Here is a 19,620-nt window from a genome sequence, read left to right as displayed (position 1 = left end):
GGAGGGGGCTTGCTCCCGATAGCGGTGGGTCAGCCAGTACACGGGTGGCTGACACTCTGCTATCGGGAGCAAGCCCCCTCCCACATTGATTTTGCAGTGTTCTTTAGCGCTTAGCGGTGACGGTAGTGATGCTTGTTCTTGCGATGCCCGTAGGCATGGCCGCGGCCGCGATGGTCGTCGCGGTCATAACGGCGGCTATCACGACTACGACGATCATCGTCATCGCTCTTGTTGCCCATGTAGTTGCCCAGTGCACCACCCGCGCCACCGCCGGCCGCTGAACCGATCAGTGCCCCGGTGCTGCCGCCGACACTGCGGCCCACCACGTTGCCGCCGGCTGCGCCCAGTGCGCCGCCAATGGCTGCTTCGCCGCGGCTGCGCTTGTCTGCGCCGACCGCGCTACCGCCTGCGCCGCCCAGGGCCGCGCCGATGGTCGAACCGGTATTGCCGCCCAACTGCTGGCCGACAACCGAGCCTAGAACCCCGCCCAATGCGCCGCCCACACCGGCTTCGGTGGTGCCACCGGCCATGGCTGCGCCACTGACCAGGCCAAGGGACAACAAGAGAATCGAGGAGAACTTCATAGAGAGACCTCAAGAGGATGACGGCGCGATCCTGAGGCTGTATTGACATGGTTACAATAGAAATCCGACCAGTAACACGAGTTGTACACAATTCTCTAAGTTACTGTTTTAGCTCGGGAACTTAAGTGGTTTTTGCGAGTCTTTAGCTACTTCGGAACGGCCGCTTTTATGCAAAAGCGGCCTTTTTTGTGCCCGAAATGATCAGTCAGGCGGAACGCGCCATGATCAGCCCATTGTCACTGGCAGCTTCCAAACGTATCGCCACGAACTTCGACGTCGGCGTATGGCTGCCATCCCCGGTGCTTTCCAGCGGCACCAACGGGTTCACTTCCGGGTAGTAAGCCGCAGCCTGCCCTGCCGGAATATCAAACGCCAGCAAGGTGAAGCCCTTCACCCGACGCTCGCGGCCGTCTTCCCACAACGACACGATGTCGGCTTTCTGCCCCGGCTTGAAGCCCAGGCGGATGATGTCGGCTTCGTTGACGAACAGCACGTCACGCTGGCCTTTGACCCCGCGATAGCGGTCGTCCAGGCCATAAATGGTGGTGTTGTACTGATCGTGGGAGCGCATCGATTGCATGATCAGATCCGGCACGTGGCCCGTGGCGTGGGTGCGCTCGTGGATCAGGTCCTTGGGCAGGATGTTCGGGCGGAAGTTGGCACGGCCCGAAGGCGTGTTCCAGCGCCGAGCACCGGCAGAGTTGCCCAGGTAGAAACCACCGGGATGTTTCAGGCGTTCGTTGAAGTCCTTGAAGCCTGGGATGGTGTCGGCGATCAGGTCGCGGATGCGGCTGTAATCGGCCACCAACCAGTTCCAGTCCACCGGTTTGCTGCCCAGGGTTGCGGCGGCGATGCCGGCGAGGATGGCCGGTTCCGATTTCATCAACTTCGACAGCGGCTGCAGTTGGCCGTTGGAGTCGTGGACCATGCTGAACGAGTCTTCCACCGTCACCGCTTGCGGGCCTTCGGCCTGGATGTCGATGTCGGTGCGGCCCAGGCACGGCAGGATCAGCGCGTCCTTGCCGTGCATCAGGTGGCTGCGGTTGAGCTTGGTGCTGATCTGCACGGTCAGGTCGCAATTGCGCAGTGCTTCAAAGGTGCGCGGGCTGTCCGGCGTGGCTTGGGCGAAGTTGCCACCCAGGCCGATAAACACCTTGGAGCGACCTTCAAGCATGGCGTGGATCGCTTCCACCACGTTGTGCCCGTTGGTGCGCGGCACCTGGAACTGGAAGCGTCGCTCCAGGGCGTCGAGGAACGCCACCGGAGGGCGTTCGTTGATGCCCATGGTGCGGTCGCCCTGCACGTTGCTGTGGCCACGCACCGGGCACAGACCGGCGCCGGGGCGGCCGATGTTGCCGCGCAGCAGCATCAGGTTGGCGATTTCCTGGATGGTCGGCACCGAGTGGCGGTGCTGGGTAATACCCATTGCCCAGCACATGATCACGTTCTTGCCCTTGGCGTACATGCGCGCCGCTTGCTCGATCTCGACCAGGGTCAGGCCGGACTGTTCGACGATTTCATCCCAGGAGGTGTCGTCGATCTGGCCCAGGTAATCCAGCACGTTGGCCGTGTGTTCATTGAGGAAGTCGTGGTCGAACACGGCTTCCTTGCCTTCGGCCTGAGCCTGGCGCTCCCACAGCAGCAGGAACTTGGCCATGCCGCGCAGGATGGCCATGTCGCCACCCAGGGCCGGGCGGAAGTACGCGGTGTTGGTCGGCTTGTCGCCGTTGGTGAGCATTTCCAGCGGATGCTGCGGATGCTGGAAGCGCTCCAGGCCGCGCTCCTTGAGGGGGTTGATGCACACCACCTGGGCACCGCGTTTGACCGCTTCACGCAGCGGTTCGAGCATGCGTGGGTGGTTGGTGCCGGGGTTCTGGCCCCAGACGAAAATCGCATCGGCATGTTCGAAGTCATCAAAGGTCACGGTGCCTTTGCCGACCCCCACGCTCTGAGCCAGGGCCACGCCGCTGGCCTCGTGGCACATGTTCGAGCAGTCCGGGAAGTTGTTGGTGCCGTAGGCGCGCACAAACAGCTGGTACAGGTACGCCGCTTCGTTACTGGCACGGCCCGAGGTGTAGAACTCGGCCATGTCCGGGCTGGGCAGGGCGTTGAGGTGCTTGCCGACCAGGTCGAAGGCCGCTTCCCAACTGATGGGGGTGTAGCGGTCGGTTTCGGCGTCGTAGCGCATCGGCTCGGTCAGGCGGCCCTGGTACTCGAGCCAATAGTCGCTTTGCTCCAGCAGCGCGGTGACGCTGTGCTTGGCGAAAAACGCTGCGTCAACGCGGCGCTTGGTGGCTTCCCAGTTGACCGCCTTGGCGCCGTTCTCGCAGAACTTGACCATGCCGCTTTCCGGCGAGTCGCCCCAGGCGCAGCCCGGGCAGTCGAAGCCGCCGTTCTGGTTGGTCTTGAGCATCATGCGCAGGTTTTTCAGCGCGTTGTCGCTGGTCAGCCACGCCTGTGCCACGCTGATCAGCGCACCCCAGCCGCCAGCCGGGCCCTTGTAAGGCTTGTAGCGCGGGGTTGGGGTTTGGTCGGCTTGATGATGATTGCTCACGGCTGGTTCTCCATCGCAGGGCTGTAGACCCGCGGCGCACTTTTCTGCGGCAGGTGGATGAGATTGAGGTGATGCCGGCGAGCCCATTGCAGGGCCAGGCCGGTGGGCGACGACAGGCTGACCAGGGTCTGGATGCCCGCGCGCAGGACTTTCTGGATCAATTCGAGGCTGCAACGGCTGGTGACAATCGCCAGCCCGCCGTCGGTGGGGATTCGTTGGCGGATCAGCGCACCGATCAACTTGTCGAGGGCGTTGTGCCGGCCGATGTCTTCACGGCCCATCAGCAATTCGCCCTGGTTATCCATGAACACGGCCGCATGCACAGCGCCGCTGTACTGGCCCAAAGGCTGGAACGCACTGATGCGCTGGCGCAGGCCGTCGAGCCATTCGGCAGGTGGCAAGGGTGCGCCGGGCAGTACTTGAAGCTCCGGCAGGGCCTGTTCCACCGCTTCCACTCCGCACAGGCCGCAGCCGCTGGTACCTGCCAGCTGGCGGCGCTGCTGCTTGAGGTTCCAGAACGCACGGCTGGAGATCTGCACCTGAGCGTATTGGGCCGAACCCGAACCGCTGAGTTTCAGATCATAAATATCGCTGACGTCGGCGATAATGCCGCTGCCGATGCTGAATCCGACAATAAAGTCTTCCAGGTCCGTGGGCGTGACCAGCATGACGGCCTGGCTGATGTCGTTATAGGCAATCGCCAACGCCACTTCTTCCGCCAAGGCGGTGCTGGCGACTTCAGTGTGCTCAAGGTTGCAAAACTGGTAGCTCTGGCTGGCGACGGGCGCGGACGCTTCCGGAGCAGGCGCCGCGCAGACTGGGCGCTTGGCGTTCATGGGGCAGTACCACCGGCGGATTGATCAGTGTTGAGACTAGGCGCGACAAAGCGTCGCGTCTAATTGCCAGTACTGATCTACCGATAGATGACGTCGATCAAGACTCTTTTTGCGATTTCTGAAACAGCGCGAAACACGCCTCTGCCAATGCCGAACGCGGCGCGCTGCGCCGCATGATCAGGCCCAGGCGCGCCAGGGTGTGGGCGTCTTCGATGGGTTGCAGGCGCAAATGTTCGGTGAGGGCGTCCAGGCCGCCGTCCAACGGCATGACGGCGCAGCAGAGTCCGCCATGCACCGCTTGTAACAACTGATGGACGGCGTCGGTTTGTAACAGCGGCTGCGGGTGCAGGCCACGGCTGTGGAAGTTGTGGTCGATGGACTGACGGAAGTGCATGCCACTGGTGAGCATGCCCAGGGGCAGTTCGATCAATGCCTCCCAGCTCAGCGGCTTGTCGCCAAAACTGAAATAGCGCTGGTCGTAGAGCAGGCCCATGCGGGTTTCGCCGAGGGCCAGGGAGTCGAAGCGCTCGTTGTCCAGGCGGTCGAGGTAGGACACGCCCAGGTCCAGGCGATTGCTCGCCAACTGTTCGAGGATCTGCTCGGAACTGAGGGCCGACAGCTCAAAGCGCAGGCTCGGATGCTCCTTGTGCAGTTGTTGCATCAACGCCAGCGGATCAAAGCTCGACAACGGCACCACACCCAGGCGCAACGTACCCACCAGGTTGCCACGGCAGGCGGCGGCTTCGGCCTGCAAACCGTCATAGGCCGCCAGCACCGTGCGTGCCCAGGCCAGTACGCGCTCGCCGGGAGCGGTGAACCCTTCGAAACGCTGGCCGCGATTGACCAGCGGCAAGTCCAGCTCTTCTTCAAGGCTGCGCAGGCGCATCGACAGGGTTGGCTGGGTGATGTGGCAACGCGCCGCGGCCTGGCCGAAGTGACGGGTCTCGTCGAGGGCGATGAGGAATTTCAGCTGCTTGATGTCCATCTTCGCTCCAGGGCTTATTCCAATGGCGGGGGGATTCTAGCGCGTTTGCGTCTTTGGCCGGGCTGGAACCCAAGTCTGCCGGACTGGTCTAGTCTTGGGCATCTGGAAATCAACTACCAAGGAGAGCGCACTATGAGCATTTTCAGCTTTATCAAAGAAGCCGGCGAAAAGATTGTCGACCTGTTGACGCCGGGTAACGCCAACGCGAGTGAGCAGTTGAAGGAACACGTAGCGAAGGTGGGTCTGGGGAATCCGAATGTACAGACCACGGTGGATGGCGACAAAGTGACCGTGACCGGTGAAGTCGCCACCCAGGAAGAGAAAGAGAAGATTCTGCTGGCGCTGGGTAACATTCAAGGCGTGGCCAGTGTGGATGACCAGATCACCGTAACCGGCCCGGCAGTGGCCGCCGCCCGTTTCGTCGTGGTGAAAAAGGGTGACACCCTCAGCGCGATTTCCCTGACGGTGTACGGCAACGCCAACCTGTACAACAAGATCTTCGAGGCCAACAAGCCGCTGTTGTCCCATCCAGACAAGATTTACCCAGGGCAGACGCTGCGTATTCCTGAGTAATACACGGGCGAAAAGGTGGGAGGGGGCTTGCTCCCTCCCACAGGGTTCAGAGCCCGACAATGAGATCGCGGTAGTCACCGACTGCTGCAAATTCAGCCGTGTCCTTTGGCCCCTTTTTGCTGTCCGGCTCTTTCACCGCCAGCAAATGCCCCACGCCAAACGCCTGGGCACTGCGCAGGATCGGCAGGGTGTCGTCGATAAACAGGCTGCGAGCCGGATCGAACTGGATGTCAGCCTGCAAGGCATCCCAGAACTGCGGGTTTTCCTTGGCGAAGCCGTAGTCGTGGGAGCTGATCAATCGCTCGAAGTACGGCGCCAGTTCAATGCGCTCCAATTTCAACGACAGCGAATCACGATGGGCGTTGGTGATCAGGATCACGCGCTTGCCGGCCTGTTTGATCGCCGCCAGGAAGATGTCGGCATCCGGGCGCAGGGCGATCAGGTGGGCGGTTTCCAGCTTGAGCTCGCGCACCGGGATGTTCAGTTCCGCACTCCAGAAATCCAGGCAATACCATTGCAACTGTCCGGCGTTACGCTCGAACAGAGGCTGCAACTCCATCTCGGCCATGGCTCGGCTCACCCCGTGCAGCTCGGCGTAACGCTGGGGCAGGTGCTCCATCCAGAAGTGGTTGTCGTAATGCAGGTCGAGCAGGGTGCCGTCCATGTCCAGCAGGACGGTGTCGATGGCGTGCCAGGGCAAAGAGGGCATGGTGCGGTCTCATGTAAGTAAAGATATCCGACACAGACAATCGGAAAAGCCACGGTATAGTAACCCGATCACGCCAAGGAGCCGCTTATGCGCCAGAAACCCACCGTCCTCGCCCGCGAAATAGTCGCCAGTAGCCGTTTGTTCCGCGTGGAGGAAGTGCAATTGCGCTTTTCCAATGGCGTTGAACGGACCTACGAGCGCCTGGTGGGCCGCGGTGCCGGCTACGGCGCAGTGATGATCGTGGCGATGATCGACGAAGATCATGCGTTGCTGGTTGAAGAGTACTGCGGCGGTACCGATGAGTATGAGCTGTCGTTGCCCAAGGGCCTGATCGAACCCGGCGAAGACGTGCTGGCGGCGGCAGACCGGGAACTCAAGGAAGAAGCCGGCTACGGCGCACGGCAGTTGGAACACATTACCGAGCTGTCGTTATCCCCTGGCTACATGAGCCAGAAAATCCAGGTGGTGCTCGCCACCGAACTCTATGAAGAACGCCTGGAAGGTGATGAGCCCGAGCCGATGCGTGTGGACAGGGTCAACCTGCGCGAGCTGTCGCAGCTTGCGCAAAACGAGCAATTCAGCGAAGGCCGCGCCCTGGCGGCGTTGTACCTGGTACGAGATTTGTTGATTCAGCGTGGAGCGTTTACCCCATGAGCGAACTGTTTTTAGGCCACCCGTTTATCGCCCCTGTGATCGAACTGGCCCGCCAGGCGGGTGAAGTGATCCTGCCGTACTGGCGCGCCGATGTGGCGGTGACCTCCAAGGCCGATGATTCGCCGGTGACGGCGGCCGACCTGGCCGCCCACCATCTGATTCTTGCGGGCCTTACCGCATTGGACCCGAGCATCCCGGTGCTGTCCGAAGAAGACGCTGACATCGACCAGAACGTACGTGCCGGCTGGCAGCGCTGGTGGCTGGTGGACCCGCTGGATGGCACCAAGGAATTTATCGCCGGCAGCGAAGAATTCACCGTCAATATTGCCCTGGTCGAACAGGGCCGCGTGGTGTTCGGCGTGGTGTCCATGCCCACCAGTGGCCGTTGCTACTTCGGTGGTGCCGGCCTGGGGGCGTGGCGCTCCGATGTGAACGAAGCGCCCAGGCAGATCCAGGTGCGCGAGGCGCCGGCAGTGGGTGAGGCGTTTACCGTGGTCGCCAGCCGCCGGCATACCAGCCCCGAGCAAGAGCGCCTGCTGGACGGTTTGAGCGAAGGGTTGGGTGAGTTGAAGCTGGCGAATATCGGCAGCTCGTTGAAGTTCTGCCTGTTGGCCGAGGGCAGTGCCGATTGCTACCCGCGGCTGGCGCCGACTTCGCAGTGGGATACGGCGGCGGCGCAGGGTGTATTGGAAGGAGCGGGCGGCGAGGTGCTGGAGTTGAGTGGCGAGCCGTTCAGCTATCCGGCGCGGGCGTCGTTGCTGAATCCGTTTTTCCTGGCTTTGCCGGCAAAGGCGGCGTGGCGTGAGCGGTTGCTGACCTTGGCTCGCTCTTAATACCTCAGCCGATCTGAATGTGGGAGGGAGCAAGCCCCCTCCCACATTTTTTGTGTATTGGCTTCTAGCGGTGCAAGACGTATTGGCCGGTAAACGTAACGGCCCGCTCTTCACTGCCCTCATTCACGATCCAGGTGTCCAACGCCAGCCGCGCCCGGCCATAGCGCCTGTAGGTGGCTAAAAAACGCTTCCACACCTTCTCCTCCGGCGCCGCGCAAATGGCGGTCGCGTCTTGCGTCACCGGCAGCGGATAACTGATCTGCCCTTCCTGAATCACGATATGCCCGTCGTCAATTCCCTCCTCGCGCAGTTGCAGGTGCATCCAGCCCCAACCCGCCAGCACCGCACCGCAATAGAGGCTGCCGCCGAACATGGTGCTCTTGTGGTTGATATTGGCGAGCAAGGGCAGGTGCAGCCGCAGTTGCCCGTCTTGCCAGTCGAGTACCTTGAGGCCCATTTCGCGGGTCAGGGGGATGTCGTGGTGGAGGATGGATTCCAGGTAACGGCTGTCGCGGCTCATGGCGGCCTCTTGGTGGGTAGGGAGGGTCATTCGTCGTCAGTGCTTGGGTTGGCGAAGTTCAGGCCGTGCTTGCGCAGTTTGTCGTGCAGGGTCTTGCGCGGTACGCCGAGGGCTTCTGCGAGGCTGCGCATGGAGCTGTGGGGGCGGGTCAGTTCGGCGGCGATCAGGCTTTTTTCGAACTGCTCGACCTGTTCGCTCAAGCCGCCCGGCGTGGAAGTCAGCACGCTGCTGGCGGGGTTGTCCGGGGTGCTGTCCAGCGCCAACTCCAGGCCCAAGGCGAAGCGCTCGGCGGCGTTCTGCAATTCGCGCACATTGCCCGGCCAGCTATGACGCAACAGCAGGGCACGCTGGCCCGGTTGCAGCTCATGCAACGGCAGGCCATGGCGGCTGCTGGCTTCGTCGGCGAAGTGCTGGAACAGCATCAGCGCATCTTCACCGCGCTCGCGCAGTGGCGGAATACGCAACGGCGCGACGTTGAGGCGGTAGTACAAGTCGGCACGGAAGCGGCCCTGGTCGGCGGCCTGGCGCAGGTCTTCCTTGGTGGCGGCGATGATGCGGATATCCAGCGGGATCAGCTGATTGCCGCCGAGGCGCTCCACCACACGCTCCTGTAACAGACGCAGCAGCTTGACCTGTACGTCCAGGCTCATGCTTTCGATTTCATCGAGGAACAAGGTGCCGCCGTTGGCGAATTCGAATTTGCCGATGCGCCGCTTCTGCGCGCCGGTAAAGGCGCCGGGCTCATGGCCGAACAGCTCGCTCTCCACCACCGACTCGGCCAACGCCCCGGCATTGATCGCCACAAACGGCCCGCTGCGCCGGCTCGACAGGTCGTGCAGCGCGCGGGCCACCACTTCCTTGCCGGCGCCGGTTTCGCCGAGGATCAGCACATCTGCGCGGGTTGCGGCCAGGGCGCCGATCTGCTCGCGCAGGCGCAGCATCTGTGGCGAGTGCCCCACCAGGCGGGTGCTCAGTTGTTGGCGGTCGCTCAGGGCCAGGCGCAGGCTGCGGTTGTCGAGCACCAGCCGGCGCAGGGCCAGTGCGCGGCGCACGCTGTCGAGCAGGGCGTCGCTGGCGAAGGGTTTTTCGAGGAAGTCATAGGCTCCCGCGCGCATGGCCTGCACCGCCAGCGGCACGTCCCCGTGGCCGGTGATCAGCAGCACCGGCAGGTCCGGATCCTGGCCGTGCAGCTCGGCCAGCAGCTCCAGGCCGTCCATGCCGGGCATGCGGATGTCGCTGACCACCACGCCCGGCCAATCCCGCGACAGGCGCGAGGTGAGGCCGGTGGCTTCGCCCAGGGTCAGGACGTTCAGCCCGGCCAGGTCCAGGGTCTGGCACAGGGCCTGACGCAAGTGCGGATCATCGTCGATCAACACCACCTGAATCTGGTTATCGATACTCATACACTGCGGTCCTCGGACGGTTGCAGACTGACGCCCGGCGAGCCGGCACGCAATTTCAAGGTTAACAGCGCGCCACCTTCCTTGTGGTTGGCAAACAGCAGTTCGCCGCCAAAGGCACGCATCAGGGTGTCACAGATCGCCAGGCCCAGCCCCAAGCCCTGGGTGCGGGTCTTGGTGGTGTAGAACGGTTCGCTGGCGCGGCCCAAGGCTTCCATGCAAAAGCCCGGGCCGTTGTCGCGAATGTACAGGTTGACGCCCTGGGCGGTGGTTTCGGCACTCAGCCACAGTTTGCGCGGCGGCCCTTTTTCGGTAAGGGCGTCGAGGGCGTTGGCCAGCAGGTTGCCCAGTACCTGGCGCAGACGGGTTTCGCCGGCCTGTACCCACAGGGTCGCTTCCGGCAAATCGCGGATCAGTTCCACTTCCATCGAGCGCCGCCGCTTGGCCAGGAGTGCCAGGGCGTCGTCGAGGGCGGGTTGCAGGGCCACGCTCTCCGGCGCGTGCCGGTCGCGCCGGGCGAAGGCGCGCAGGTGGGCGATGATCGAGGCCATGCGTCCGGTCAGTTCGCTGATCAGCTTGAGATTGCCCCGGGCATCGCTGGTGCGCTCGTGGTCGAGCAGGATCTCGGCGTTTTCCGCATAGCTGCGAATCGCCGCCAGGGGTTGGTTGAGTTCGTGGCTGATACTCGCCGACATGGTGCCCAGCGCTGACAGCTTGCCGGCCTGCACCAGGTCATCCTGGGCGCGCACCAGTTCCTGCTGGGCGTGTTCGCGCTCCAGCACTTCCTGTTTGAGGCGCCGGTTGAGGCCTTCCAGATCGCTGGTACGTTCGACCACGCGCATCTCCAACTCGCGGCGGGCCTTGGCTTCGAAGGCGATGCGGTCCAGGTAGTGGCGGCGGCGTTGCATCAACAGGCCCAGCAGCAGCATCAACACCAGCAACGTGGCGCCGCCCACGGCGACCACCGTGCGCACCGGGCGGCTGATCAAGGATTGCGGTGCCAGGATTTCCACATTCCAGCCGGTCTCGGCAATGGCGGTGGATTGGCGCAGCCATGCGCTGCTGCTCAGGCTCAAGGGTTGCGGGTCACGCGTGGGGTAGGGCTGGATGGCGATGATGGCCTGGCGTTCTTCGGCGGTCAGCGGCCGGGTGGCACGGAAGCGCCATTGCGGGCGCGACGTGAGGATCACCACGCCGTTGTGATCGGTGACCAGCAGTTGCTCGGGCGTATTGCCCCATAGGCTTTCGGTGTGGTCCAGGTCGACCTTGACCACCAGGACGCCGATTATTTTGTCGCCATCGCGAACGGCGGCGGCGAAGAAATAGCCGCGCTTGGCCGAGGTGGTGCCCAGCCCGAAAAACCGCCCCAGGCGCCCGGCCATGGCTTCGCTGAAATAGGGCCGGAACGAGAAGTTGCGCCCGACAAAACTGTCCTGCTTGTCCCAATTGGACGCGGCGAGGGTCTTGCCGGTGGTGTCCATCAAATACATCACTTCCACCCCGGCCTGGGCGGCGACGTCCTTGAGCAGCAGGTTGGCGTTGACCAGGTTGGTGCTGACCTGCGGCGCGCCCAGCGCCGTGCGCAAGGCCGGCAAGTCGCCGAGGATCTGCGGCAGCACTTCATAGCGATGCAAGGTGCCCAGCAGGTTGGCGACGTACAGGTCGAGGGTCTGGCGGTTTTGCCCGGCCAGCTCGCTGCGATAGTAACGCTCGGCCAAGTGCTCCAGCGGCCACAGCAGCGGCGCCAGGCACAGGGCCAACAGGGCAAGGCTGCGCCAGCGGGGTCTTCGCGGAAGGGGTGGAGTCATGGGAGTCGTGCGCCTGTGGGTACAGGCGCATTATGCCTAGTGCTGCCCGGCAAGACACTCGCGCAATGCGTCTTGCCACAAGGGCTGACTGACGTGCCATTGCTGGCGCAGGTGGCTGCAATCGAGGCGTGAGTTCAGCGGGCGCCGGGCAGGCGTCGGGTAGGCGCTGGACGGGATCGCCTCCAGTTCGGCACACGCGCGGCCACTGGCGCGCAGGTGTTCGCCGATCGCCTGGGCAAAGCCGAACCACGAGGTTTCACCCTCGGCGGTCAGGTGGTAGATGCCCCATTCCCCGGCCTTGCCCGCCTGCCAGCGTTCGATCAGGGCGCGCGTACTGGCGGCAATGGTCCCGGCCCACGTCGGCGCGCCGATCTGGTCGGCGACGATGCGCAGGTGGGTTTTTTCTTGCAGCAGGCGCTGCATGGTCAGCAGGAAGTTCTTGCCGTGGTTGGAGTAGACCCAGCTGGTGCGCAGGATCAGGTACTGGCCTCCCACTGCGGCAATCGCCTGTTCACCCGCCAGTTTGCTCTGGCCGTAGACGCCCAAGGGGTTGGGCGTGTCTGCTTCGGTGTAGGGCCCAGGCTTGCTGCCGTCGAACACGTAGTCGGTGGAATAGTGGATCAACGGGATGCCCAGGGCCTTGGCTTCCTCGGCGAGAATACCGGGGGCGATGGCGTTGATGGCGAAGGCGAGGTTCGGTTCGTTTTCGGCTTGATCCACTGCCGTGTGGGCGGCGGCGTTGATGATCAGGTCGGGCCGGTGGGCGCGCACCTGCTGGCGGATGCGCTCGGCGTCGCCCAGATCGAGTTGCTCGCGGCCGAGCACAATCAGTTCGTCCAGGCCCTGGAGCTGCGTTTGCAGCGCCTGGGAGACTTGGCCATATTGGCCGGTGATCAGGATTTTCATGGGAATAGATCGGCGTCCATCAGCAGTTTTCCAGCCTGGTCCTTGGCGGACAGTTGCGGCGGTTCGCTCAGTTGCCAGTCGATGGCCAACGTCGGGTCGTTCCACAGGATGCTGCGTTCCGCACTGGGCTGGTAGTAGTCGGTGGTCTTGTACAAGAACTCGGCGGAGTCGCTCAACACCACAAAGCCATGGGCGAACCCTTCCGGCACCCACAACTGGCGATGGTTCTGTGCCGACAGACGCACGCCCACCCATCGCCCGAAATTCGGCGAACTGCGGCGGATGTCCACGGCCACGTCCAGCACTTCACCGGCGGTAACCCGTACCAGTTTGCCCTGGGTGTGCTCCAACTGGTAATGCAGGCCCCGCAGCACGCCTTTCTGCGAGCGCGAGTGGTTGTCCTGGACAAACTCGCGCTTGAGCCCGGTGGCCGCTGCAAAGGCGCGAGCATTGAAGCTTTCGTAGAAAAAACCGCGCTCGTCACCGAACACCTTGGGTTCGATGATCAGTACGCCGGGGAGTGAGGTGTCAACGACGTTCATCGGTTGTCTCCCGCCAACGTGTACAGGTATTGACCGTAGCCGGTCTTGCCGAAGTATTTGGCGCGTTCGAGCAGATGGTCGCGGTCGATCCAGCCGTTGCCGTAGGCGATTTCTTCGAGGCACGCCACTTTGAGGCCCTGACGGTGTTCGATGGTCTGCACGTACTGTGAGGCTTCCAGCAGGCTGTCGTGGGTGCCGGTGTCGAGCCAGGCAAAGCCACGGCCGAAGCGCTCGACGTGAAGGTCTCCACGCTTTAGATAGGCGTTATTGATGTCGGTGATTTCCAGCTCGCCACGAGGGGATGGCTTGACTGCCTTGGCGATCTTGACCACGTCGTTGTCGTAGAAGTAAAGGCCGGTCACGGCATAGCTGGATTTAGGGTGAGCCGGTTTTTCTTCGATGGACAGGGCACGACCTTCGCTGTCGAAGTCGATCACGCCGAAGCGCTCAGGGTCCTTGACCCAGTAACCGAAAACGGTAGCACCTGTCGGCTGCTTGGCCGCCTCCGATAACTGCTCACCGAAATATTGGCCATGGAAAATGTTGTCACCCAGAATCAGGCATACCGGGTCATCACCGATAAATTCTTCGCCAATGATAAATGCCTGGGCCAAGCCATCCGGGGATGGCTGCTCCGCATAAGTAAAGCGCACGCCGAACTGGCTGCCATCGCCCAGCAAGTTTCGATACTGCGGCAAGTCAACAGGCGTGGAAATCACGAGGATGTCTTTGATCTCCGCCAGCATCAGCACCGAGATCGGGTAGTAGATCATTGGCTTGTCATACACCGGAAGCAGTTGCTTGGACACGCCTAGGGTAATGGGGTGCAAGCGAGTACCTGAGCCGCCTGCCAATACGATTCCCTTCATCATGCAATCAGATCCTTCATGTCGGTGTTGCCCAATCGTTCACCCTGATAACTACCGTCCTGTACCCTGCGGCACCACTCCAGGTTGTCGAGGTACCACTGTACGGTCTTGCGCAGGCCGGTCTCGAACGTTTCTTCCGGGGCCCAGCCCAGCTCGCGTTCGATCTTACCGGCGTCGATTGCGTAGCGCTGATCGTGGCCGGGTCGATCTTTGACGAATGTGATCAGGTCGGTGAATTTTTCCACACCGGCCGGATGTTTCGGTGCCAACTCCTCCAGCAGGCCGCAGATGCCTCGTACCACGTCGATGTTTTTTTGCTCATTGTGGCCGCCGATATTGTAGGTCTCTCCGACCACACCTTCAGTTACCACTTTCAGAAGTGCACGGGCATGATCCTCAACGAACAGCCAGTCGCGCACCTGCAAACCGTCACCATAAACCGGTAACGGCTTGCCCGCGAGTGCATTGAGGATGACCAACGGGATCAACTTCTCGGGGAAGTGGAAAGGGCCGTAGTTGTTCGAGCAGTTGGTCAGCAATACCGGCAGCCCGTAGGTGCGCTGCCAGGCTCGCACCAGGTGGTCGGACGCCGCCTTGCTCGCGGAGTAAGGTGAACTGGGCGCGTAAGGTGTGGTTTCGGTGAAAAGATCGTCAACGCCGTGCAGGTCGCCGTACACCTCATCGGTGGAGATGTGATGGAAACGGAAAGCGCTTTTGGAGGGCTCCGCCAGCGTGTGCCAATACGCGCGAGTGGCCTCCAGCAGGCTGTAGGTGCCGACGATATTGGTCTGGATAAAATCCGACGGCCCGTCAATCGAACGATCGACATGGGATTCTGCAGCCAAGTGCATGATTGCCTGTGGCTCGAAGCGCGTCAGTACGGCGCTGACGGTGGCCTGGTCAATAATATCGGCCTGTACGAACTCATAGCGGCTATTGGACGCAATGCTGGTCAGTGACTCCAGATTGCCAGCATATGTAAGTTTGTCCAGGTTGAGCACTTCGTGTTCGGTGTTTTGAATCAGATGGCGGATCAGGGCGGAGCCGATAAATCCAGCGCCGCCGGTGATGAGAATGCGCATGTCGGAGGGCCTTTTCCTTAGACGGACATTAAGCGAATGGAGCATAGCTTGAGTTGTGTGGAAGATAGGCGCAAGCGCGGTATGCGTAGGGGGTTGCCTAACTCACCTGAACAATGGCGATATACACCCTGAAAAAAATCGAGGCCACGCCCATGCTGCTTGCTACGTTGATCCATCGCGCCAATCTACCCTGCCCGCAAGTAGGCCCCGACCAGGCGGCGCAATTGCTCGAGCAGCATTACGGGCTTGATGGCACGTTGCAGTCACTGGGCAGCCAGCAAGACCTCAATTACAGAGTCGACAGCACCCGCGGTCGGTTTGTTCTGAAAATCTGCCGGGGCGACTATGCGGCGATTGAGCTGCAGGCCCAGCACGCGGCCCTCGACACCCTGCAGGGCGTGCGGGTGCCCAAGGTCATCAAGGCCCTGAGCGGTGAAGAGCTGCTGAGCGTGACGGTCGATGGCCAGCCCCTGCACCTGCGGCTGCTGGACTATATCGACGGCCAGCCGTTGACCCATCTGCCGCATTTGGGGCGCGACGTGATCGCAGGCTTCGGCGACCTGTGCGGGCGCATGAGCCGCGCGCTGGCGGATTTCTCCCACCCTGGATTGGACCGTACCCTGCAATGGGACCCACGCCATGCCCGGGAACTGATCACTCATCTGTTGGCCACCCTGGAAAACCTGCCCCACCGCGCCGCGCTGGAACAGGTGGCCGAGCAGGTTGAACAGCGCATTCGCCCCCTGGCCGACCGCCTGCCCTGGCAAGCGGTGCACATGGACATCACCGATGACAACGTGGTGTGGCAGCGCGATGCGCAACGGCACTGGCAACTGCAAGGCGTCATCGATTTCGGCGACCTGGTGCACACCTGGCGGATTGCCGACCTGTCGGTGACCTGCGCGGCCCTTTTGCACCATGCCGAGGGCGACCCGTTTGCCATCCTGCCGGCGGTCCGGGCCTGCCATGCCGTGACTCCACTGCAGCGCGAGGAGTTGCAGGCGTTGTGGCCGCTGATCGTCGCCCGTGCGGCAGTGTTGGTACTAAGCAGCGAACAGCAGCAACGCCTGGATCCGGACAACACTTATCTGTTGAAAAACGCCGAACACGAGTGGGAAATCTTCCATGTGGCGACGTCGGTGCCGTTTGAACTGATGGAGGCTGCGATTCTCGGCAGTGTCGGTGAGACGCTGCCGTCGATTGCCAGCCAGGACTTCGCGCCGTTGTTACCGGGCCTGGTGGGGCGTGAGTTCGCGCTGATCGACCTGGGTGTGCTCAGCCCGCATTTCGAAGCCGGCAACTGGGAACTGCCCGGCATTGATCGGCAACTGCTGGATCAGGCGGCGGCGGTGCATGGGCTGGCGGCAAGTCGTTATGGCCAATATCGGCTGTCGCGTACCTGCCCGGACAGTGCCACCGAACCGCAGACTTTCCCCCTCCACGTAGAGCTGCATCTGCCCCATGGCACGGTGTTGGAAGCGCCTTTTGCCGGAACGCTGCATCAGGACGCCGATGGCCTTGTGAGCGTGCAAGGGGTGGAGCTGAGCGTGCGGTTGTGGGGCGTGGACACCCGGTTGAAGCACGGTTCATTGCTGGTGGAGGGGCAGGTTCTCGGTGAGGTCCATGGGCCGCTGACCGTGCAACTGTGCCGTGCCGACCTCGAACCGCCGCTGTTTTGTACACCGTCCCGGGCCTTGGCCTGGCAAGCCTTGTGCCCCTCGCCTGCGGGGTTACTGGGACTGGCCTGCGATGCCGAACCGGAACTCGACCCCCTCGCCCTGCTGGCCCGGCGTGATGCCAGTTTCGCCCGCTCGCAGAAGCACTATTACGTCGACCCGCCACGCATCGAGCGCGGCTGGCGCAACCACCTGATCGATATGCAGGGCCGTTCCTACCTGGACATGCTCAATAACGTTGCCGTGCTGGGGCACGGTCACCCGCGCATGGCGGCGGTGGCGGCGCGGCAATGGTCGCTGCTCAATACCAACTCGCGGTTTCACTATGCCGCCATTGCCGAGTTTTCCGAGCGCTTGCTGGCGCTGGCGCCGGCGGGCATGGATCGGGTGTTCCTGGTCAACAGCGGCACCGAGGCCAACGACCTGGCCATCCGCCTGGCCTGGGCCTACAGCGGTGGGCGCGACATGCTCAGTGTGCTGGAGGCCTACCACGGCTGGTCAGTGGCGGCGGATGCGGTGTCCACCTCGATTGCGGACAATCCCCAGGCCTTGAGCAGCCGCCCGGAGTGGGTCCACCCGGTTACCGCGCCGAACACCTATCGCGGTGAATTCCGCGGGCAGGACAGTGCGCCGGACTACGTACGAAGCGTGGAACATAACCTGGCGAAAATCGCTGCGAGCAAGCGCCAACTGGCCGGGTTTATCTGTGAACCGGTGTACGGCAACGCCGGCGGCATCTCCCTGCCGCCGGGTTACTTGCAGCAGGTGTATGGGTTGGTGCGGGCCCAGGGTGGCGTGTGCATCGCCGATGAAGTGCAGGTGGGCTACGGCCGCATGGGGCACTTTTTCTGGGGCTTCGAAGAGCAGGGCGTGGTGCCCGACATCATCACCATGGCCAAGGGCATGGGCAATGGTCAGCCACTCGGCGCGGTGATCACCCGTCGCGAGATCGCCGAGGCATTGGAGGCCGAGGGGTATTTCTTCTCATCGTCGGGGGGCAGCCCGGTGAGTTGCCGGATTGGCATGGCGGTGCTGGATGTGATGGAAGAAGAAAAACTGTGGGAAAACGCCCAGGTGGTCGGCGGGCATTTCAAGGCGCGGCTGGAAGCACTGATTGACCGTCATCCCCTGGTGGGCGCGGTTCACGGTTCCGGTTTCTATCTGGGCCTGGAGTTGGTGCGTGACCGGCAAACCCTGGAGCCCGCCACCGAAGAGACCACCCTGTTGTGTGATCGCTTGCGGGAGCTGGGGATTTTCATGCAGCCGACTGGCGATTATTTGAACATCCTCAAGATCAAGCCGCCGATGGTGACCTCCAAACGTAGCGTGGACTTCTTTGTCGACATGCTGTCGAAGGTGCTGGATGAGCAACTGTAAATAATCGATTGTTATCGGTCATTGGCTGTCATATTTTTCATTCATGCTGTTTATTCCCTTCTAAAGCCGATTTTTATCCGTTATAAAGTCGGCCTTTACCCCATTCGGAGTCCTGATCGCCATGACCACCCTGCACAGCACCCCCCGCGCCGATGGCTTCCACATGCCCGCCGAATGGGCGCCACAGACCCAAACCTGGATGGTGTGGCCGGAGCGCCCGGACAACTGGCGCTTGGGCGGCAAGCCCGCACAGGCAGCTCACGTGGCGGTGGCCAAGGCCATCGCACGTTTTGAGCCGGTGACCGTGGCGGTTTCCGCCGGCCAGTACGAAAACGCCCGCGCCCGCCTGGACGTGCCGAATATCCGTGTGGTGGAAATGTCCAGCGATGACGCCTGGGTGCGCGATACCGGCCCGACGTTCGTGATCAACGACCGTGGCGAAGTACGCGGCGTGAACTGGGATTTCAACGCCTGGGGCGGTTTTGACGGTGGCCTGTACTCGCCGTGGAACCGCGACTCGCAGGTGGGCGGCAAGATCCTCGAAATCGAGCGCGCGCCGCGTTATCGCACAGAGGGCTTCGTGCTGGAAGGCGGCTCGATCCACGTCGACGGCGAAGGTACCCTGATCACCACCGAGGAATGCCTGCTCAATCGCAACCGTAATCCGCACCTCGACCGTGCCGAAATCGAAGCGGTGCTCAGCGCCAACCTGGCTGTGGATAAGATCATCTGGCTGCCGGACGGCCTGTTCAACGACGAAACCGACGGCCATGTGGATAACTTCTGCTGCTACGTGCGTCCGGGCGAAGTGTTGCTGGCCTGGACCGACGACCCGCAAGACCCGAACTACGCGCGTTGCCACGCCGCCATGGCCGTCCTGCAAAGCAGCACCGACGCCCAGGGGCGCTCGTTCACAGTGCATAAAATGCCGATCCCGGGGCCGTTGTATGCCACTGAGGAAGAGTGCGCAGGGGTCGACCCGGTGGACGGCACACAGGAACGCAATCCGACCGTGCGGTTGGCGGGTTCCTACGTCAACTTCCTGATCGTCAACGGCGGCATCATCGCGCCAAGTTTCGACGACCCGTTGGACGCTGAAGCCAAGGCTATCCTGCAGGACCTGTTCCCGCAGCACGAAGTGGTGATGGTGCCGGGCCGTGAACTGTTACTGGGTGGCGGTAATATCCATTGCCTGACCCAACAACAGCCGGCCCCGCATAAAAACTGAGTGCAGTTGTAACAACGCCTTTCCGGCAACCGGGCGTCCCTCGGTTTCGGCCTCTACAGCAAGCCCACGGCCCAGCACGGTCGTGGGCTTTTTTGTGTCCGCCCACCTGTAGATACGCGACATTGGCATAGCTCTTGTATCGGTGTTGCTCCAGTGGCCCAGGGTGATGACCGCACAGTTCTGTCATAAACCTTGAGTAAGTTAGCCGCTCACGCAGCAGGAGAGAGCGCTGAAATGAACGCCAATATCAACCCGATGTACACGCGCACCTTCCACCCTTCGCGGGTTGACGGTGACGCGATCCATGCGCTGGGGCTCTGGTTGAAGGAAAACGGCTCGCGACAAGTCAGGCAGCAGCCGGATTTGCGCAGTGTGATGAGTGAACGCTACCCGGTGGGGTTGTTCAGCGAGGCTGAAATGCACGCGTTGTGCGAGTTGATGAGTAACTAACGAAATAGCCTTGGCTTCATCGCAGCTGCCTCGC

General features: G+C 62.3%; 18 protein-coding genes. 6 read left to right on the top strand and 12 right to left on the bottom strand.

Features of this window, described 5'->3' with window-relative positions:
* Window positions 1-110: 110 nt before the first annotated feature.
* The 4 genes from AC07OP_RS27900 to AC07OP_RS27885 all read right to left on the bottom strand — a co-directional run bounded on the left by AC07OP_RS27900 (window position 111) and on the right by AC07OP_RS27885 (window position 4,959).
* Complete coding sequence (locus AC07OP_RS27900; protein WP_027605140.1) at window positions 111-584, bottom strand: glycine zipper domain-containing protein; 474 nt, start codon at window positions 582-584, stop codon at window positions 111-113.
* A gap of 205 nt (window positions 585-789) precedes the next feature.
* Window positions 790-3,138 carry an FdhF/YdeP family oxidoreductase gene (locus AC07OP_RS27895; protein ID WP_027605139.1) on the bottom strand — a complete coding sequence of 783 codons (2,349 nt, stop codon included), beginning with the start codon at window positions 3,136-3,138 and terminating at the stop codon, window positions 790-792.
* Entirely contained in the window at window positions 3,135-3,974 is an 840-nt protein-coding gene (gene fdhD, locus AC07OP_RS27890) for a formate dehydrogenase accessory sulfurtransferase FdhD (protein ID WP_169899710.1), read from the bottom strand. Before fdhD ends, AC07OP_RS27895 begins: the two co-directional genes overlap by 4 nt.
* 97 nt (window positions 3,975-4,071) lie before the next feature.
* Window positions 4,072-4,959 carry a LysR family transcriptional regulator gene (locus tag AC07OP_RS27885; RefSeq protein ID WP_065941114.1) on the bottom strand — a complete coding sequence of 296 codons (888 nt, stop codon included), beginning with the start codon at window positions 4,957-4,959 and terminating at the stop codon, window positions 4,072-4,074.
* Window positions 4,960-5,091: 132 nt separating this feature from the next.
* On the opposite strand from AC07OP_RS27885, the gene lysM reads away from it, so the two are divergent.
* Complete coding sequence (gene lysM / locus AC07OP_RS27880; protein ID WP_027605136.1) at window positions 5,092-5,532, top strand: peptidoglycan-binding protein LysM; 441 nt, start codon at window positions 5,092-5,094, stop codon at window positions 5,530-5,532.
* A gap of 46 nt (window positions 5,533-5,578) precedes the next feature.
* On the opposite strand, the gene yrfG is transcribed toward lysM, so the two are convergent.
* Complete coding sequence (gene yrfG / locus AC07OP_RS27875; protein ID WP_495102911.1) at window positions 5,579-6,241, bottom strand: GMP/IMP nucleotidase; 663 nt, start codon at window positions 6,239-6,241, stop codon at window positions 5,579-5,581.
* Between the two features lie 87 nt (window positions 6,242-6,328).
* On the opposite strand from yrfG, the gene nudE reads away from it, so the two are divergent.
* Entirely contained in the window at window positions 6,329-6,895 is a 567-nt protein-coding gene (gene nudE, locus AC07OP_RS27870) for an ADP compounds hydrolase NudE (RefSeq protein WP_027605134.1), read from the top strand.
* Window positions 6,892-7,728 carry a 3'(2'),5'-bisphosphate nucleotidase CysQ gene (cysQ, locus tag AC07OP_RS27865; protein ID WP_141156485.1) on the top strand — a complete coding sequence of 279 codons (837 nt, stop codon included), beginning with the start codon at window positions 6,892-6,894 and terminating at the stop codon, window positions 7,726-7,728. Before nudE ends, cysQ begins: the two co-directional genes overlap by 4 nt.
* 64 nt (window positions 7,729-7,792) lie before the next feature.
* On the opposite strand, the gene AC07OP_RS27860 is transcribed toward cysQ, so the two are convergent.
* Genes AC07OP_RS27860 through rfbB form a run of 7 tightly spaced genes read right to left on the bottom strand, consistent with a single transcriptional unit; the run spans window position 7,793 to window position 14,855 of the window.
* Entirely contained in the window at window positions 7,793-8,248 is a 456-nt protein-coding gene (locus tag AC07OP_RS27860) for a YiiD C-terminal domain-containing protein (protein ID WP_495102912.1), read from the bottom strand.
* Window positions 8,249-8,274: 26 nt separating this feature from the next.
* Window positions 8,275-9,651 (bottom strand): sigma-54-dependent transcriptional regulator, encoded by a 1,377-nt coding sequence (locus AC07OP_RS27855; RefSeq protein WP_065941118.1) that lies wholly within the window; start codon window positions 9,649-9,651, stop codon window positions 8,275-8,277.
* A complete protein-coding gene (locus AC07OP_RS27850; protein WP_495102913.1) occupies window positions 9,648-11,456 on the bottom strand; it encodes a sensor histidine kinase in 1,809 nt (602 codons plus the stop codon). Before AC07OP_RS27850 ends, AC07OP_RS27855 begins: the two co-directional genes overlap by 4 nt.
* 36 nt (window positions 11,457-11,492) lie before the next feature.
* Complete coding sequence (gene rfbD, locus AC07OP_RS27845) at window positions 11,493-12,362, bottom strand: dTDP-4-dehydrorhamnose reductase (RefSeq protein WP_495102914.1); 870 nt, start codon at window positions 12,360-12,362, stop codon at window positions 11,493-11,495.
* Entirely contained in the window at window positions 12,359-12,904 is a 546-nt protein-coding gene (rfbC, locus tag AC07OP_RS27840; protein WP_065941121.1) for a dTDP-4-dehydrorhamnose 3,5-epimerase, read from the bottom strand. Before rfbC ends, rfbD begins: the two co-directional genes overlap by 4 nt.
* A complete protein-coding gene (gene rfbA, locus AC07OP_RS27835) occupies window positions 12,901-13,776 on the bottom strand; it encodes a glucose-1-phosphate thymidylyltransferase RfbA (RefSeq protein WP_115487873.1) in 876 nt (291 codons plus the stop codon). Before rfbA ends, rfbC begins: the two co-directional genes overlap by 4 nt.
* On the bottom strand, window positions 13,773-14,855 hold the full coding sequence (gene rfbB, locus AC07OP_RS27830; RefSeq protein WP_495102915.1) for a dTDP-glucose 4,6-dehydratase: 1,083 nt from the start codon (window positions 14,853-14,855) through the stop codon (window positions 13,773-13,775). The genes rfbA and rfbB overlap by 4 nt, the downstream gene beginning before the upstream one ends.
* 152 nt (window positions 14,856-15,007) lie before the next feature.
* Between rfbB and AC07OP_RS27825 the strand changes: the two genes are divergently transcribed.
* The 3 genes from AC07OP_RS27825 (at window position 15,008) to AC07OP_RS27815 (ending at window position 19,586) form a co-directional block, all read left to right on the top strand.
* A complete protein-coding gene (locus tag AC07OP_RS27825) occupies window positions 15,008-17,908 on the top strand; it encodes an aminotransferase (RefSeq protein WP_495102916.1) in 2,901 nt (966 codons plus the stop codon).
* Between the two features lie 121 nt (window positions 17,909-18,029).
* Window positions 18,030-19,136 (top strand): agmatine deiminase, encoded by a 1,107-nt coding sequence (aguA, locus tag AC07OP_RS27820; protein WP_495102917.1) that lies wholly within the window; start codon window positions 18,030-18,032, stop codon window positions 19,134-19,136.
* Between the two features lie 234 nt (window positions 19,137-19,370).
* Window positions 19,371-19,586, top strand: coding sequence for a hypothetical protein (locus AC07OP_RS27815; RefSeq protein ID WP_115487877.1), 216 nt, complete (start codon window positions 19,371-19,373; stop codon window positions 19,584-19,586).
* Window positions 19,587-19,620 lie beyond the last annotated feature (34 nt).

This window comes from Pseudomonas sp. GW821-FHT09D08, from assembly GCF_059416305.1.
Note: the sequence above shows the minus strand (reverse complement) of the source record. Positions and strands in the feature narration are given on the sequence as shown.